10 protein-coding genes and 1 tRNA gene are annotated in these 16,413 nt (G+C 65.9%); 8 read left to right on the top strand and 3 right to left on the bottom strand.

Going from position 1 to position 16,413, the window contains the following annotated elements; translation table 11 throughout:
* Positions 1 to 273 precede the first annotated feature (273 nt).
* The 3 genes from WDU99_RS00140 (at position 274) to WDU99_RS00130 (ending at position 9,526) form a co-directional block, all read left to right on the top strand.
* Entirely contained in the window at positions 274 to 4,032 is a 3,759-nt protein-coding gene (locus tag WDU99_RS00140; protein WP_337330405.1) for a hypothetical protein, read from the top strand.
* Positions 4,029 to 8,198: an NACHT domain-containing protein gene (locus tag WDU99_RS00135; RefSeq protein ID WP_337330404.1), complete on the top strand. Its 4,170-nt coding sequence runs from the start codon at positions 4,029 to 4,031 to the stop codon at positions 8,196 to 8,198. Before WDU99_RS00140 ends, WDU99_RS00135 begins: the two co-directional genes overlap by 4 nt.
* Positions 8,199 to 8,374: 176 nt before the next feature.
* Positions 8,375 to 9,526, top strand: a complete 1,152-nt coding sequence (locus WDU99_RS00130) for a tyrosine-type recombinase/integrase (RefSeq protein WP_337330403.1) — start codon at positions 8,375 to 8,377, stop codon at positions 9,524 to 9,526.
* Positions 9,527 to 9,700: 174 nt separating this feature from the next.
* Here the strand turns inward: WDU99_RS00130 and WDU99_RS00125 are convergent.
* Positions 9,701 to 9,774: transfer RNA gene (locus WDU99_RS00125), tRNA-Pro, on the bottom strand.
* Positions 9,775 to 10,032: 258 nt separating this feature from the next.
* Here WDU99_RS00125 and WDU99_RS00120 point away from each other — a divergent pair.
* From WDU99_RS00120 to WDU99_RS00100, 5 genes are all read left to right on the top strand, one after another.
* Positions 10,033 to 10,617: a GNAT family N-acetyltransferase gene (locus WDU99_RS00120; RefSeq protein WP_337330402.1), complete on the top strand. Its 585-nt coding sequence runs from the start codon at positions 10,033 to 10,035 to the stop codon at positions 10,615 to 10,617.
* A gap of 31 nt (positions 10,618 to 10,648) precedes the next feature.
* Positions 10,649 to 11,101: a hypothetical protein gene (locus WDU99_RS00115; RefSeq protein ID WP_337330401.1), complete on the top strand. Its 453-nt coding sequence runs from the start codon at positions 10,649 to 10,651 to the stop codon at positions 11,099 to 11,101.
* A 38-nt stretch (positions 11,102 to 11,139) separates the two neighbouring features.
* On the top strand, positions 11,140 to 11,805 hold the full coding sequence (locus tag WDU99_RS00110) for a lysoplasmalogenase (protein ID WP_337330400.1): 666 nt from the start codon (positions 11,140 to 11,142) through the stop codon (positions 11,803 to 11,805).
* On the top strand, positions 11,802 to 12,194 hold the full coding sequence (locus WDU99_RS00105; RefSeq protein ID WP_337330399.1) for an RNA-binding S4 domain-containing protein: 393 nt from the start codon (positions 11,802 to 11,804) through the stop codon (positions 12,192 to 12,194). The genes WDU99_RS00110 and WDU99_RS00105 overlap by 4 nt, the downstream gene beginning before the upstream one ends.
* 207 nt (positions 12,195 to 12,401) lie before the next feature.
* Entirely contained in the window at positions 12,402 to 14,147 is a 1,746-nt protein-coding gene (locus WDU99_RS00100) for an HNH endonuclease signature motif containing protein (RefSeq protein ID WP_337330398.1), read from the top strand.
* On the opposite strand, the gene WDU99_RS00095 is transcribed toward WDU99_RS00100, so the two are convergent.
* Together WDU99_RS00095 and WDU99_RS00090 are read right to left on the bottom strand one after the other, a co-directional pair.
* On the bottom strand, positions 14,130 to 15,182 hold the full coding sequence (locus WDU99_RS00095; protein ID WP_337330397.1) for an NUDIX hydrolase: 1,053 nt from the start codon (positions 15,180 to 15,182) through the stop codon (positions 14,130 to 14,132). The genes WDU99_RS00100 and WDU99_RS00095 overlap by 18 nt on opposite strands.
* 86 nt (positions 15,183 to 15,268) lie before the next feature.
* Positions 15,269 to 16,339, bottom strand: a complete 1,071-nt coding sequence (locus WDU99_RS00090; protein ID WP_337330396.1) for a Glu/Leu/Phe/Val dehydrogenase family protein — start codon at positions 16,337 to 16,339, stop codon at positions 15,269 to 15,271.
* Between the last annotated feature and the right edge of the window lie 74 nt (positions 16,340 to 16,413).

Below are 16,413 nucleotides of genomic sequence, written 5' to 3'. Positions count from 1 at the left end.
AGGGGCCGAAAGAGGCCACGTAGACAAGCCCCGACCGCGTCACGAGGTGACAACGCTCCGACGCCGCCACACCTTGCGGACAGCGACGCCCGCGAAGGACTGTGGGGGAAGCTGAGGCAAGGCTCGCGCAACGTCGCGGGCGTCACTTGGCAGCTTGCCGTCTCGGTGCACGTGCTTGTGATGTCTCGTGCAGGCGTCCTGCCGTTCACCACGCTAGTTCCCGAGGGTTTCGAAGACCTGGACTGTCGCACAGCTACAGGCGACGAGACTTTGGTGCAGGTGAAGGAGGTCAGTGCTGGAGCGGGACAGCTAGAGACTTCCAGAATCCGCGACGCGATCTTGCACGCTATGCATGCGACGACCGGCCCGATCGTTATCGTCACGGACGGAAACGTCGGTTCGGGGCTGCAGTTCACCGGATGGGACGAAGCACTTGCCGCACATCCTGAGCGGTGCGTCGCCTTGATTGACGCTCTCGTCGCGCAAGGCCTGACCCGAATAGACGCAACCACTGCGGTGGGGCGTGTCCATCTCGTCTCGTTGCCGTGGAACCTACGTGAACAGACCGAGGCGCTCCTCAGCGATATACAAGGTGTTCATCCATCTGTTGCGTCATTCACTGTCGGCGCGCTGTATGAAGCCTTCGGGATGGCCAGCGCGGACCAACGTCATCTAAGCCTCGATCAGGCTCGAACACTAACCGTCGGCGACGTTGATACCGCGCTGCACGTGGTCCAGTCAGCAGTCGATGTAACCGGCTTGGACGCTGCGGTATCCGCAGGCGTGTGCCGCCCCGCAGATTACTCGACCACAAGGGTGACGTCCGCCAGCCGGTTCTATCTGGGCGTGGACGGTGCGCCTATTCACATCGCACAGGGCCTCGATGTCATTAGGGCCGATGAGATGGATCAGATCACCCAGGCAGCCCAAGAAGGCGAGTACACCGTCATCGTTGGCCCATCCGGTTCGGGCAAATCGGTACTCCTTTGGCGCGCAAGCCGTGACGTGATCCTGGGAGCTCGCGTCGTTCGTGTCGCCCGCGTGACTACGGATGAGGACGGCCGACTGCTGGTCCGACACGTCGAGTTGCTTCGTGCTACTGCCACCTCTCCAGTTGTCGTCGCAGCGGACAACCTCGGCCGACCTTCCACCAGCGCGTGGCCGAATGCTGTTGCCTCCCTACGCGAGATTCCCCATGTCTTCGTCATCGGTGCGGCACGCGAAGAAGACTTCAGCCCTCGTCTCTTGAACGGCAGCACACGTGTCATCAGGCCATTGCTCGACCGCCTCACCGCTGAGCTGATTGCCGAGCGTGTCGAGCGCGCAGAGCTCACGACAAAGATGGCCACCGCAGAAGCTCTCGCGCGCAGTGATGGTCTGCTCATGGAATTCCTCTCCCTGTTGCGCGAAGGCAAGCACCTAGAGCAGGTCCTCGCCTCACAAGCCGCCGAGCTGGCGGCTCCTGGACGAGAGATTCAGCGAGAGGCTGCTCGCCTGGTTCTCGCAGCTCACGCAGTTGGCTTGTCGTTGACCGCCCGAATGCTCGGAGATGCGCTTGCCGCCGTCGCTGGAAGCAATAGCGCGGTAGGCGACGCCCTGGCGATACTGAAAAACGAGCATGTAGTTCTCGACTACGGGGACATCTGGACCGGACTCCACGAACTTCGTTCGCAGACCCTGACCACTCTGCTTCACGACGCGCCGCCCCCAACCCTCGGCGAGACCCTAAGCGTCATAGCTCGGCTGCTCCCCGCCGACGAAGCGGGCTGGTTGCTGCGTCGCTCCGCCGAACGCTACCCGGAGACCATCGTCGCTGTTGCCGGTGCCGTTGCGTATCATCTCCACGAGCCGGGTACAGCCGCCTCGGGAGTAGCCGAACTTCTTGAAGGAGCCGAGCGGGCGGACAACGTCGCCTACGCCACCGCCTGTCTTTCGATCATTCGACGCCTCGCGCCTTCTGGGGTCTCGCCGACTCTGATAGCTCCATTCGTCTATGGAATTCGCAACCAGGACACGGCCCTCGACCCGATCGGCTCGCCAGCGTTCGATCGCGCAGCTACGCAGATAACCCGGATCGCGCGAGCGCTGCCGCCGCGAAGTTCACCAGTGCTGGAAGCCATCACCACGCACCTCGATTCTGCCCTCGTCGTACGCCTGCTCACTGCAGGGACGCTCGTCGAGGCCGTGCGTCTCCTAGAGGCGCTGGCCGGAACTGTGCCGCTCAGCGCATCGGAGGCTGCAGCGGTATTCCGGGAATTCGACGAGCCGACCAACGCCACTCAAGCCGACGCCTGGGCGCGTCTGATCGATGCGCTGAGCCGCTTCGTCTCTGCCGAGAACAGAGAAGCTACCTTCGGAACGGTGGAGCACCGTGCCCTGGTGATCGCGCAATCCGAACCTTCGGCCGTCGCACTGACGATGCAAACGGAGGTTGATCCGTCCGTGACGGTCATGCATGGTCTCGATGTTCAGGAGCAGACGCCCGGCATGACCTGGGACGTCCCGTCGGCAGACAGCAGCGATGCTCTCAACGACTTTGTCGTGGCCTTGGCGCGGCAATTGGCGTTCGCATGCCCAGAAGCAAATCACGTCGAGGTCATCACCATCACGCCGTCGGGACGCCGCTACAGGGCCGGCGAGTTTGAGCCCGGCTTCAAACACATGGCACGTGAGGTCTTCAAAGAACGTGCTGGAGTCCGACGTAATGTCGGCTTCCAGGGAGCCATCCGGATGCTGTCAGCGGCACCGACATGGACAGCCCTGCTCCAAGAACAGGCACAGATCGCCCAGGAACTCGTCAATCTTGCAGGCGACGGCACCTTCCGGCTACGGGCCAACGACCCGTCTCACCAGGCACAAGCTTGGGCGGAGCGTGTGCAAGCTGCAAGCGAGCGAGCCGGAGTACTAGCCTCCAAACCGAAGGACGGATCGAAAGAAAGAGCCGCTTCCCACGCCAGCGAGGATGATGCTCAACGACAGAACGACCCGGTTTCGCAAGCCCTCGGGGCGGCCGCGCAGGCGCTGATCAATCTCAGGACGAACGATAATCGCGTCGCGGTGGCGATGTCGCTTCGAGATGCTGCCGCCAAGGTCGAACACGCACGATCGCTGACACCGACATATTTCGGCCTCGATCAACCTGTCCCCGATGCACTCGGCACTGAACTCGAACGGCTGGCGCGCGCCGCGATCAGCGCCGTAAACGACCCCGACGCCTGGCGCTCAGTCCGATTCGGTGACCATGCGACAATCGATGCGATCACGGCGTCCTCGGCGATCGCAGTCCAACAGCAACAACACACGGTGTTGTCCGAGATCAAAGCCGCCGTTCCCGGCGCTGTTCTGCGGACGGTGCCAGACCCTGCACCGTTCCCCAGCAGCATCGATCAGACCGGATGGCTTGTGACAGCGGGGCTGCAGGACTGGGAGGCTACAGTTGACGCCTTGGCGAGGATCGACGCTGAGGCTCGTCATTCTCTCGACTGCAACGTGTGGGTGCTCGCGGTAGATGGCGTTCGACCGCTTCCGCTAGCGGTATTCATGGCGCGCTACGGTGAGCAATCTGTTCTTCCCCTGGCGGGCGAGTCTTTCAATCAGCTCCTGACGGCGGCTGGACTCACGCTCGCACAGACAGCAGACACCGCCATCGAGAAGATCCGCGAGCTGACCGCGTGGGTAGCCCGTGCCTCATGGACGTTGGCCCTGTATCGACGACGGCCCGTCGAATGGCCGGCGACGGTGCCGGTGCCAACTGCTGACGAATTGGCCGGCATATCGGTCGCGGCCAGGACCGCCGTCGCACAGCTGCCGAACACGGTTGGGCCTGTCCTCGGGGCCGCCCTGGATACGTTGGCCACGCAAGTCGAACTGGAACTGCAGGGACCCACTGAGGTGACACTCGCCGGGGAACTGATCGACGTGGTCAATGAAGGACCCACCGCCGCGGCCATCGACGCGGGTATCTGGCAAGCCCTGACCAACCTTTCCCTCACCCCCGCCGTCAATCTCCAGGCCAGCGAGGAGTCCGTATGAATATTCCTGATATCGACTTCACGCGCGTGCGCTTGCTGGGCGCAGGCGGCCAGCGTGACGGATACGAGCAACTCATCTGCGAGCTGGTCGCGCAAGACCCCCCGCACACGGACGCGAAGTTCGTATCCCTTCACGGAGCCGGAGGGGATGGAGGCGTCGAGTGCTACTGGACCCTCCCCGGCGGCGCCGAGCACGGCTGGCAGGCAAAGTATTGGACCAGCCACACTGCCGTCGATAAGTCGCAGCTGGACAAGTCCGTCAAAGCCGCTCTCGCCAACCATCCGGCTCTCACCAAGTACACCATTGCCATCCCCGCAGATCCGACCGGCCGCACTGGTGGCAGAGGGAAATCGCTGCTGGAGAAGATAAACGACCCTGATGGTTGGCTTGAGGGTTGGCAGACGATGGCGGCCGACCGCGGCATGACCGTCATCTTCGAGTTCGAATGGGCGACAAACACGGCCACACGCCTAACCCGCTTGGATGCTTCCGGTGCGCAGCGGCGGTATTGGTTCGACGCCGACGTGCTCTCTCAACAGTGGTGGATCGACCGGCTGCGGGACGCGACCGACGCTGCGAGACCGCGGTATACGCCAGAGTTGAACGTGAACGTTCCCGCCGCTCGAAGCATCGCTGCGCTCTGCTCCGACGATGAGTGGTGGCAGGTCGTCCTCGGTCAAGTCGATGAGCTCACGGAGGCGACACGACGCCTGCAGCACGCCGGAAACGATGCAACGGCCGCCGACCTGGGCGCCGCGCGCAGCGCCGCCACGACCGTCATCAATGCCCTCAAGACCTGGGAGCGCGCCCGGACCGACGCTGAGTTCCGCGGTCTCGACGAGAAACTAACGGCCGCCATCACTGTGGTCAGGGAACAGGAGGCCATAGAGGTCGAGCGGATGAACGCCACGCACGAGAACTGGGACAACGCGGGGTGGAGGCAGTACCAGAGCGAATATATGGTCCGTTTCCCGGCGGAAGCCGTCGATTCTCTCCGTGACTTGGAAGGCAGACTCGAAACTGCAACCAAGCTCATCATCAGCGCCCTCGGGACGCTCGCCAGCTCTCAAGTTGCGTTGATGACCGGACCCGCCGGCATCGGCAAGACCTATCTCGCCCTCGATGCCGCCGCCCGCCGCCTTCGGAGAGGTCTGCCCAGCATCGTGATACACGGTCGCTGGTTCAATGACCACGACCCACTCACTCACCTCCGCGACGTTCTCCAGATGCCGGCGGACCTGACCAGCGAGGAGACCATCGCGCTGCTGGACCAAAGCGCGCGCGCTGCAGGAGCACCCACCTTGCTCGTCATCGACGCGCTCAACGACACCCGCCCACGGTCGGTGTGGCGGGATAGCCTCGATCGCCTCATCTCCATCGTCACCCGGCACTCGCACGTTCGGCTGCTGCTGACCGCACGCACCCACTACGTCAATCAGGTCCTCCCGCCCGGCATGTCTATTACCCGGTTCGAGCACACAGGGTTCGAGGGTGTCGAGTTCGAGGCGGTCAGCGAGTACGCCGCGTTCTACGGTCTCGAACCTCCGACGTCACCGCCGATCCACGGTGAGTTCGATAACCCGCTCTACCTTCGGTTGGTCTGCGAAGCGCTGCAATCCGATGGCCGCCTCTCGCTCGACCAGGCCAACATGGGGCTGGGCGAGCTCACCAAAATGGTCCTCGACCACGCGAACGAGGCCGTTAGTAATCGCGTCGACGCATCGGTGTCCGACCAGATCGTTCACCGCGCGATGCACGCTCTGGCCGGCGCTATCGCAGACCAGGGCGGAGCCCCCCTCACCCGCCTCGCCGCGCATGCCGTGCTGAACCCGATCTGGTCGGACAACAGTGTCGAGAAGTCGCTGCTCGATGGACTCATCGCACAGGGTCTTGTCGAAGAAGACGTCATCCCGGATAGAAGCCCTTATGGCACGGACATCATCACCATCACCTTCGAGCGCATCAGCCACCACCTGATCGTCTCCGATGCGCTCGCTCACGTGAACGATGCGGATGGCGTCCGCGCCCAGCTGGCCGGTCGCCTCGGGGAGCTCATCGGACTCGACACGACCATCGACGTCGGTCTCCTCGAAGCGACCTCGGTCGTCGTCGCCGAACGCTTCGGGCTCGAGCTGGCCGCCTTCACCGCCGAGATCCCCGACACCGCTGCGCGCTACGCTGCCGTCATCGCCGGCACGGCCTGGCGATCTGTGTCCTCCATCACCCTCGACACGGGCAGCATTATCACCAACGCTTTGCATCGCCGTGAGACCTTCGACGCGGGCCTTACGATGCTGTTTAGGCTCGCAGCTCGCCCCGGCCACCCGCTCAACGCCGACTTCCTCCATGAGTTCTCCAGTGAACTCACCATGTCGACCCGAGATCAGTTCCTCACCGGGTGGCTGCACACAAGTCACGGCACCAGCGGAGCAGTCGACCGTCTGATCCGCTGGGGAGGCGAGAAACCGCTCGACCTGGTCGGCGCGGAAACCACCCGACTGTGGGTCGCCGCACTACTCTGGACGACTAGCGCCACTGATCGCCGCGTTCGCGAGCCAGCCACGATCGCCGCAGCCCGCCTGCTCGCGCGTCACCCCCACCAGGCCGCCGCCCTGCTCAAACGATTCTGCATCATCGACGACGAGTGGATAGTCGAACGCGCGCTTCAGGTCTCTTACTCGGCGCTCCTGGCCAGCGGCAGCGGCGCGGACTGGACTGCAGCGGCCGTTGTCGTCTGGGCCACCTTCTTCGCACCCTCCGCAGACCTCACCCCCAACGCCGCCGTTCGCGACGCCGCCCGCTGCATTATCGAGGCGGCACTCGATCGAGGAGCGCTGCCCGCAGAGGTAACGCCCGACCGTTTCAGGCCCCCTTACAGCAGCACCTGGCCGCTGACCTGGCCCACCGAAGACGACATCGCCCCATACGACAATCGTGACTACCCGAAGCTCGTGCACTCCACCACGGGCGATGACTTCTTCACCTACCAGCTCAAGCACGAACTCCATGACCGGCCAGGTGTCGACGCGGCAGCCGGCGCGCGGTGGGTGGTCGCAGAGGTCATCCGCCTCGGATACAAACCCCGGCTGCACTCAAACTTCGACGGGTATGTGCTAGGCAAGTACGGGCCCGGACGCGGGAAGCCAAAGTGGATCGAACGGATCGGCAAGAAGTACCAGTGGATTGCACTCAACCGGCTCATCGGTCACCTATCCGACCACGCACCCAAGACCAGGAGCTCCTGGGAAGCCCCGCCGCCGGCTGTACCCGGACCCGAATCCTCCATCGTCCGGCAGGTCGACCCCACAGTAACCGAGTTCGAACCCGCGAGCGACGCGCCCCGCGCCTGGGTGCCGGTCTACGACTGGGATGTGAAGATCGGGCGGGCTGACGCGCAATGGGTGGCCGATGACTCCGACCTGCCCACCATCAATGTCACCTCCGCTGAACGAGACGGACGCCCCTTCATCGTCGTGTCGGGCTCATACAGCTGGGACCTCACCGGCGACAACACGAAGCGCACCCACCAGGTCTGGACCAACCTCTATACCCACTTGGTGAGCACCGACGATCTTTCCGTCGCCCTTGGCGAACTCGAAGGACGAGATTTGATCAACGATCTTGGGATGTCTCGGCTCCCCATGAGCTACAAAGGGTACGTCGGCGAGTACCCGTTCGGGCACCACCACGGCGAAACGCTGAGTGTCATGGAGCACGATTGGACGGATCCGCTCAGTGTTCCGACACGACCAGCTGTATGGGAGCTGCTGGGTGAAAACGAGTACGCGCCGGGCAACCTCGAAACGATCTCGTTCGACGCCCCTGCTCCTGAGTTCTTCGGCGCCGCACCCGGCGCTCTCCGCTGGAACGGCCGTAACGGGTGGACCGACGCGAGCGGCCGGCTCTTCGCCGTTCTGCGACACTCCGTCAACGTGGGCCAGAACGAGCTCCTCATCGATGCCGATTTCCTGCGGGACTGGCTCACCGCCGAGCGGAAGTCGCTGATCTGGGTCGAGAACACGGGAAAGGACGTCTACCGAGAGTTGGGTTGGAGCACGTCCTATCCGGGAGCGCTCGTTCGTTCCCAGGTCCGGGCGTGGACCCCTGGGGAGGACCTGCGGACGGTCGCGCCTGGCTGGCAGCGCATACCGGCGCGCGACGATTGAAGCCCCCTCATCACAGCGCTCTCACGCGAAGCCAGGGTCGGACATTGGGTCCCGGGTGGGGTGATGCCGAGGCGATGTGATCGCCGCCATAGGTTCATTTGCCGAACACGGAGCACCAGCCGCCAGACATCCGAAATCGCGATCACTGTCTAGGGTACTCTGCCAACTTCGAGTGAATGAACACGAAGCACCGTCGCGTCCCGCCCATCGGAGTACACCTCACGCAAGACGTCGCGAATCGCCACGGCCGGTTCCGCGCTCGCGCCCGGTGGAGCGATCCCGTTTCACACGAGCGGCGAAGCTACTCGGCCACGTTCGAAACCGAAGACAGGGCCAGGGCGTTCCTGCAACAGCTCCAGTCCCGAACGCACATCGCGAGCGACCCGCTAATCTCTCTCGCCGACTACATCGCCGAGATCGGGGATCGGTACCTTCGAGGACTCGATCCGTCGTCGACAGCGAGCGGATATCGCGGCAGCATCAGAGTCCGTGCGCTTCCCGCCCTGGGGCACCTGCCCGTGCGATCTATCAGCACCGCCGTCATCGACAGGACGATCGACCGGTGGGAAGGCGACTGCTCGCCTTCAACCCTGAAGAACACAGTGTCAGCCCTCACACGGGTGCTCGACGAAGCAGTGCGAGACGAGATCATCGCCGCGAACCCCGCGCGAACACGAGCAAAACGACGGACACGGTCGTCGACAGCCGATCTCGCGCGCAAGATCCCGACTCTCGGCGAGGTGCAAAGCCTCGCGGACGCGTGCCGACGTGTTCACGCAGCTTATGGAGACTTTGTCCTCCTCTCCGCTCTTCTCGCGGCGCGGGTGTCCGAGGTCGCCGGTCTGGTCGTCAGCGACATCGATTGGGACAATCGCCTCGTCACCATCGCACGACAGCACTTCCCCGGCTCGAACGGGCTATGCGTCAAGCCCACGAAGAGCAGGCAGACACGCAGAGTACCGATCCTCAAGCCGTTGGAGCCCGTACTCAGACGCATTACTGGGGACCGCGAACATGATCAGCCCCTACTTCGAGGGCCTCGAGGTGGAGTCCTCACCACCGGAACGCTCTCGCGAGCAACCGACTGGACCAACCTGGTGCAAAAACTCGGCCACCCCGGTCTGCGACGACACGATCTCAGACATGCCGGAGCCACATGGTTCGCGAACGCAGGCGTCCCGCTTCACATCGTCCGTGACATCCTCGGACACGCCTCGATCGAGACGACCAAGAGCTACTTGCACACCGACACCACCGAGCTCGCGCTCGCCGCGGACCGGACGAACCAGCATCTCAGATGGAGCGGAGCGAGCCTCTACACCACTTGACTTTGATTCGCGGGGGTCAGTGATTTGGGAACATGTTGGGACCACGCGAGCTCCGTGAGGTCCGACATCCCGTAACACAGGAAGCACGAATCGGGACCACAGAATCGATCTTCGTCCGACGTATACTCGCGGAACTCGGACACTCATAAATGCCGTTCCATCAGGCGTTTTCTGTCGGGATGACAGGATTTGAACCTGCGACCCCCTGACCCCCAGTCAGGTGCGCTACCAAGCTGCGCCACATCCCGTTGTTGAATTTTCAGGGCCGCTTCCGACCGTTGAGGACAATGTGCCCCCCAGTCAAGTGCGCTACCAAGCTGCGCCACAGCCCGTGGCGGTCCGCACCGAAGCGCGGGCAACTCCATTATCCTAGCCGACGCGAACGGGCCTGGCGAACCACGACGGCACGACAGCGCGCCCGGGCGTGGCGACGCGCACATCACACGAGACGCGCACATCACCCGAACCGTTGCCGATGTCCGACACCCGGCGTAGCGTTGCCGCCCATGGCGACCATCACCACAGAAGAGGCGACCATCCAACGATGGGACGACGTGCAGCACGCGCTCTCCGGCGGCGGTGACGGCCGCAGCTGTCAGTGCATCTGGCCCGTCGTGCGCAACAAAGACTGGCAGGCGACGACATTCGAGCAGCGGCGCGACATGTTCCACGATGAGATCGCCGCCGGTCCCCCGCCGGGCCTGGTCGCGTACGTCGACGGAGAGGCCGCGGGCTGGATCCGCGTCGGCCCGCGCACCGACCAGTTGCGCATCCTGCACACGAAGTCGATCACCGCTGCCACCACCGAAGCGCTTGATGACGAGTCCGTCTGGGCGGTGACCTGCTTCGTCGTCCGTCGTGATCACCGCAACCAGGGCCTCAACGCGAAGCTGCTCAAGGCGGCCCTCGATCACGCCCGCGAGGCCGACGCCCGAATGATCGAGGCGTACCCGGTCGACAACACGCGCGGCTCGCACCGCTCGAACGACATGTTCCACGGGGCGCTTTCCACCTTCCTCGCCGCAGGATTCGAACAGGGACCAGCTCTCTCGGGCGGACGCGTCCTCGTGACGCGCCCGCTCACCACCTGATCCCCCGCCGCCGGGGCGCTACGGTGGCGCTATGACCACCGCGCACCCGATCATCGACGATCCCGACCTCGGCCGCCTCACGCGCGCCGAGACGACGCTCGATGACGGAGACACCGTCATCCACGACTGGTATGCGAGCAGCATCCGACTCGCCGACCGCGACGTCGACCTCATCATCGACGGCGCCGATCCCGACGAAGTCCAGCGCCTGCTCCCCCGCGCCCGCGCCGTGGTCACCGAAATCGACAGCATCCGCCGTCGCGCATCGGATGCCATCCTCACCCACTTCAGCGACACCGAGCCCTCACGCGCCGAGCTCGACGACGGCGCCGACGACCTGCTGCTCGACGTCATCGAGACGACCTCCGATACGACAGTGCTGCACTTCACCGACGCCTGCGGCCAGCATTTCCCCGCCGGCTACTGGCCGGCTGCGCACCTCGACGCCGACGGCAATGTCACCGAGGTCACCGTCGAATCGTGAACGGCTGAACACGCGCACCACCTGAATACGATGGAGGGATGCCGCGCAGCATCCGCCCCCTCGACATCGCCGTCTGGGTCCCGTACATCGTCCTCGCGATCATCCACGTCGTCGCCCTCGCTCTGCAGAGCCCGCTCGCAGCACCCACCAAGCTGACGCTGATGCCGCTGCTCGCCGTGCCGGTGCTGGCCGCTGCGCCCCGGCTGCGTCCGCGCGCCACGATCGCACTGCTGCTCGCCGCGCTGCTGTTCTCATGGCTCGGCGATGGCGCCGGCACGTTCTTTCCCTCCGGACCCGAGCTGCCGCTGATGCTGCTGTTCTTCGGCATCGCGCACATCGCCTACATCGTGCTGTTCCTGCGACACACCCGCGAGCGTCGGATGCCGTGGTGGGCGCTCATCTACGCACTGTGGTGGGTCGGGATGCTGGTGTTCCTCGGCCCGCACACCGGCGGGCTGTTCTTCGGCGTCGCCGCGTACGGGCTCGTGCTCGCAGGCACCGCGGCGACTGCCGCGCGCGGCAACCGCATCATCGCGCTGGGTGGCGCGTTCTTCCTGCTGAGCGACTCGATCCTCGCGTTCCGGCTGTTCCTCGACGGAATGCCCGCCTGGACCAGCCCCGCGGTCATGCTCACCTACACGCTGGGGCAGGGACTCATCATCGCCGGCGCGATCCGCGCCCTGCGAAAGGAGCGGACGAGATGACGTCGGATGCGGGAAGGGCGGATGCTGAAAAGCCCGTGCGGGTCGACAGCTGGCTCTGGTCGATCAGGATCTACAAGACGCGCTCGGCGGCGACCACTGCATGCCGCGCCGGGCATGTGCGGGTCAACGGCGAGCGGACCAAGGCCGCGCAGACCGTGAAGGTCGGCGATGAAGTGCGAGTTCGAATGTCGGGGTTCGATCGCATTCTGATCGTGCGCAAGACGCTGTCCAAGCGCGTGGGCGCGCCAGTGGCCGCGACCGCGTATGACGATCGCACGCCTCCTCGCGAGCCGGGCGCGATGATCGCGGTGCGCGACCGCGGCGCCGGGCGTCCGACCAAGCGCGAGCGCCGCGAGATCGACCGCCTGCGCGGGCGCGACACTCACTGAGCGCCTCCCTGCTCTGGTGTCGCACCCTGGCGGTAGCGTTGCTGGCAGGCACTACCTCTCCGGTCGTCGAGCGAGCGAAGCGAGCGCCGTACTGAGCGAGCGCAGCGAGTCGAAGTGACGAAACGGCCCAGTTCTCCAGAACCGATCCGGCAAAAATTCCTTCAGAAATCTCTTGTGACTTTCGAAGTTTTGTTCTATTCTGGATGCATGGCCTCCTCCATCACCGATCGTCTCGAGCAGCAGTCCGCGCTGCTGGATGAGTGGCTCGAGGTACGGAGGGAGATCAACCGGGCCGAGGCGCGAGCGGCTGCGCTGCTCGCTGAGCGTGCGGTGCTGATGGATGCGGATGTGGCTGAGCAGCCGCAGCATCGGGAGGCGATCGAGCGGTCGATGGTCGCGGAGTTCTCCGCGGCCGGGAACATCGCCCGCGGGACGGTCGAGCGGGCGGTCTCGGATGCCCGGTTCCTCGCCACCGGCGAGTATCCGGCCCTGTCCGCGTCCTACGCCGCCGGGATGGTCAGTGCGGCGCATGTGCGGGAGATCCTGCACGCAGCCTCCCCGGTCCGTGAGGCGGTCGCCGCCGGCACCGCCGACCCGGATGCGCTGGATGTCTACGACAGTGCGGCGGTGGTGTTCGCCGAGTCCGAATCCCCCGCCCGCACTCGTGTCCATGCCCGGGAGGTCGCCGCGGCACTGGCCGGGTCGACGATCACCGACCGGCACGAACGGGCACGCTCCGAGCGGACGGTGACCGTCCGCTCCGTCGGCGACGGGCTCGCGCTGCTGCAAGTCATCCTCCCCGAACACCTCGCCCTCGCCATCCACGACCGCCTCACCCAGATGGCCCGCCACCAGAAACAGCACGGCGAAGACCGCGAACCCACCCTCCCCCTCGACGAAGACGCCCTCCAGGACAAGCTCGACAACGACCCCCGCCACTACGGCCCCGAGAACGACACCGGCACCGGCACCGGCACCGGCGACGCGACGTTCTCCGGCAGCGGCACCGGTAGCAGTAGCGGCAGCAGCACTGGCAGCAGTAGCGACAGCGAGGGTGCGCACAGCGGCGAGACGATCTTCGGCGCCGGGGACACCTTCACCCGCGACCCATTCACCACCGGCCCGGGCAGCGACCCGTTCTACACCGGTCTCGGCGACGACGGCACCGAGTACGTCAACGGGGTCCGCGTCCCACCCGACGACGACCCCTTCCACGGCGACCCCGACGCCTACTGGGCCCACGTCGAAGCCATGATCACCGCAGGCCCCCAGGTCATCCACCTCCCCACCGATGAGCGCACCCTCGACCAGATCCGCGCCGACCTGCTCACCGACCTCCTCCTCACCGCCACCCCGACCGAGGTCCACGGCACCGGGTTGGAGAACATCACCGCCCGCATCCAAGTCACCGTCGCCGCCACCACCCTCACCGGAGCGGACAACAAACCGGCGCAACTGGACGGGCACGGGGAACTGCACCCCGACATCGCCCGATCCCTCGCCGGCCGCAACACCGGGTGGACCCGCCTGTTCCTCGACCCCACCGGCATGGTCACCGAAACCGACACCTACACCCCCACCGAACCCATGCGCAGGTTCCTGCGCGCCAGAGACCAGCACTGCCGCTTCCCCGGATGCCGCATGCCGGTGCACCGGTCCGAGATCGACCACACCCACGACCACGCCCACGGCGGCCCCACCGCCACCGACAACCTCGCCCACCTCTGCAAAACCCACCACGCCCTCAAACACCCCGACATCGACGACCAACACCGGTGGACCGCGCGGCAACTGCCGAACTGGGACCTGCAGTGGACCAGCCCGGCGGGACGAATCCACACCGAAACCCCACCACGACGCGTGATGTTCGTCCCGTCCGGTCCACTGTCCTCGGAATCGCCGACCATCCCGGCGTGGACCACCGCCCCGGCCGGCTCAGACGCGCCCTTCTGACTCCTCGCCATCGAGCTGCCGCAGCAGCCAGCCGACAGACTCGGTGCGCGCATCCGACCCCTCCGCGCGTGAGCGCAGTCCCCGATCGCTCGTGACGACGATCACAGTCCGGCCCTCGGCGACGAGCCTGGTGGCCTCCGCGACGATCGCATCATCGCCACTCCCCTCGGCGCGAACGATCCCTATCTCGGTGCGCAACCCGGCGTCCGCACCCGCGTCGGCTGATCGACCAGCACCAGAATCCGCTTCAGATGACGAGTCAGCACCAGCATCCGCGTCAGCTGACGGGCCAGCATCAGCATCCGCGTGCTCGCCAGCATCCACCATCGCCCGCGCAGCGCCCTCGACGACCATCGTCACCGCCGGGTACCAGCGATCCGCACCCTGCCCCAGACCCAGCGCCGACGCCGCCACGCCGTCGCGCGCCCACGCCGAGAGCCGGTCACGCAGCCTCGCGGCAGCACCGGCGCGATCCTTCCACCAGCCGTCCGGCACGGAACCCACGACATTCGCGGCGTCGACGACCACCGTCGGGCGCAACTCCAGCAGCGCCCGCAGCGTCGGCCACGCGGCCGCGAACCCTGGATGCAGCGGCCGCTGCCCAACCTCATCCAGCGGCACCCACTCCAGCGCAAGGCTCTCGGGGTCGCTGATCGTCGGCTCGAACGGCTCCACAACGTCGACGACGACCGTCGTGTACGACCAGATCTTCAGATCGAGCACCCACGCGAACCGCGGCCGCACCGCGCCGTCGGGCACACCGGCCTCTTCCTGCGCTTCGCGCAGCGCACCGTGCAGCGCCGACTCGCCCTCGTGCAGTGCGCCACCCGGCAGACCCCAGGTGCCGCCGAAATGACTCCAGCCCACGCGGTGCTGCAGCAGCACCCCGCGCACCGGGTCTACCGCCAGCAGGCCGGCGGCGCCATAGCGCCCCCAGTACTTCTCACCGGTCTCGGCAACCACCCAGGCGTCGCCGCTGTCACGCGGCCCGTGCGGACGGCGCGGTTCACCTGGTGCGGGAGGGACGATGCTCACCCCTCCAACCTTTCACGTCCCGCGCCCACGGCGCACCGAAAAGCGAACCGACGACGCACCGAGAAGCGCGTCCACGGCGGAGCCCGTCAGCGCACGCCGGCATCCGCTCCCGCGCGCAGACGCGACGCCGCGAGCTCTTCGGCGGCCTGCAGCGGAGTCACACCGCGAGCACTCGCGTCGTCGAGGATGCCACCCACGGTGTCGCCGATCCCGGCCACCCTGGCCATGATCTCGTCACTGGTTCCGAGCTGCTTGGCCTCGAGGTCGAGGTAGATCACGCCGCCGGCATTGACGACGAAGTCAGGGGCGTACAGGATGCCACGGCCCGCAAGCCGGGAAGCGCCCGAATGATCGGCCAGCGGGTTGTTCGCCGGCCCGCAGACCGCGCTCACGTCGAGGGCGTCGATGACCTCGTCCGTCAGCACGCCGCCGATGCCGGCCGGCACGAATACATCGCCGGCGACCAGGTGCTCACCACCCGGCTCCACCCAGGTCGCGCCGATCGACTCGGCGAACTCACGACGGGCGGGGTTGATGTCGGTCACCGTCAGTTGCGCGCCGTCTTCAGCCAGCCGCGACGCGAGCCGTCCGCCCACCTGACCGAGGCCCGAGATCGTGATCCGGCGGCCACGGGCATCCGACGACCCCGCCACACGCTCGAGCACCGCCTTCAATGACGCGTACACGCCCAGGCTTGTGGGCCCGGCGGGCTCGCCCGAGCCGCCCACGGTCGACGGCAGACCCACCACGTGCTGAGTGCGTTCGCTCACGGTCAGCATGTCGTCCGTCGTCGAACCGACGTCCTCTGCTGTGCGGTACAGCCCGCCCATCAGCTCGACAGCATCCCCGAGATCGAGGAAGGCCGCGCGGCGTCGGTCGGCGTCGAGCACCGTGCCCGGGGGCAGGCCGATCACCGACTTGCCTCCGCCCGCGTCGAGTCCCGCCGCCGCGTTCTTCAGCGTCATCGCCGCCGAGAGCCGCAGCGCGTCGCCGAGGGCGTCGCTCCAGTGCGGGTACGTCCACAGGCGCGCCCCGCCGAGTGCCGAGCCGAGCACAGACGAATGCAGCGCCACCGCGATGAAGAGGCCGCTTCTCGCGCCGGTGATCACCTCCACACGCTCGTGGGTGAAGTCCGGCAGGGGCAGGGTGTGCGACATTGCATCCTCTTTCACGCGGGGCCTTTTGGGCATTGCGATACGCGCCGCGGGGTTGCGACGCTCATCCCATTATC

Source organism: Microbacterium bandirmense (assembly GCF_037204185.1).
Classification (GTDB): Bacteria; Actinomycetota; Actinomycetes; order Actinomycetales; family Microbacteriaceae; genus Microbacterium; species Microbacterium bandirmense.
Note: the sequence above shows the minus strand (reverse complement) of the source record. Positions and strands in the feature narration are given on the sequence as shown.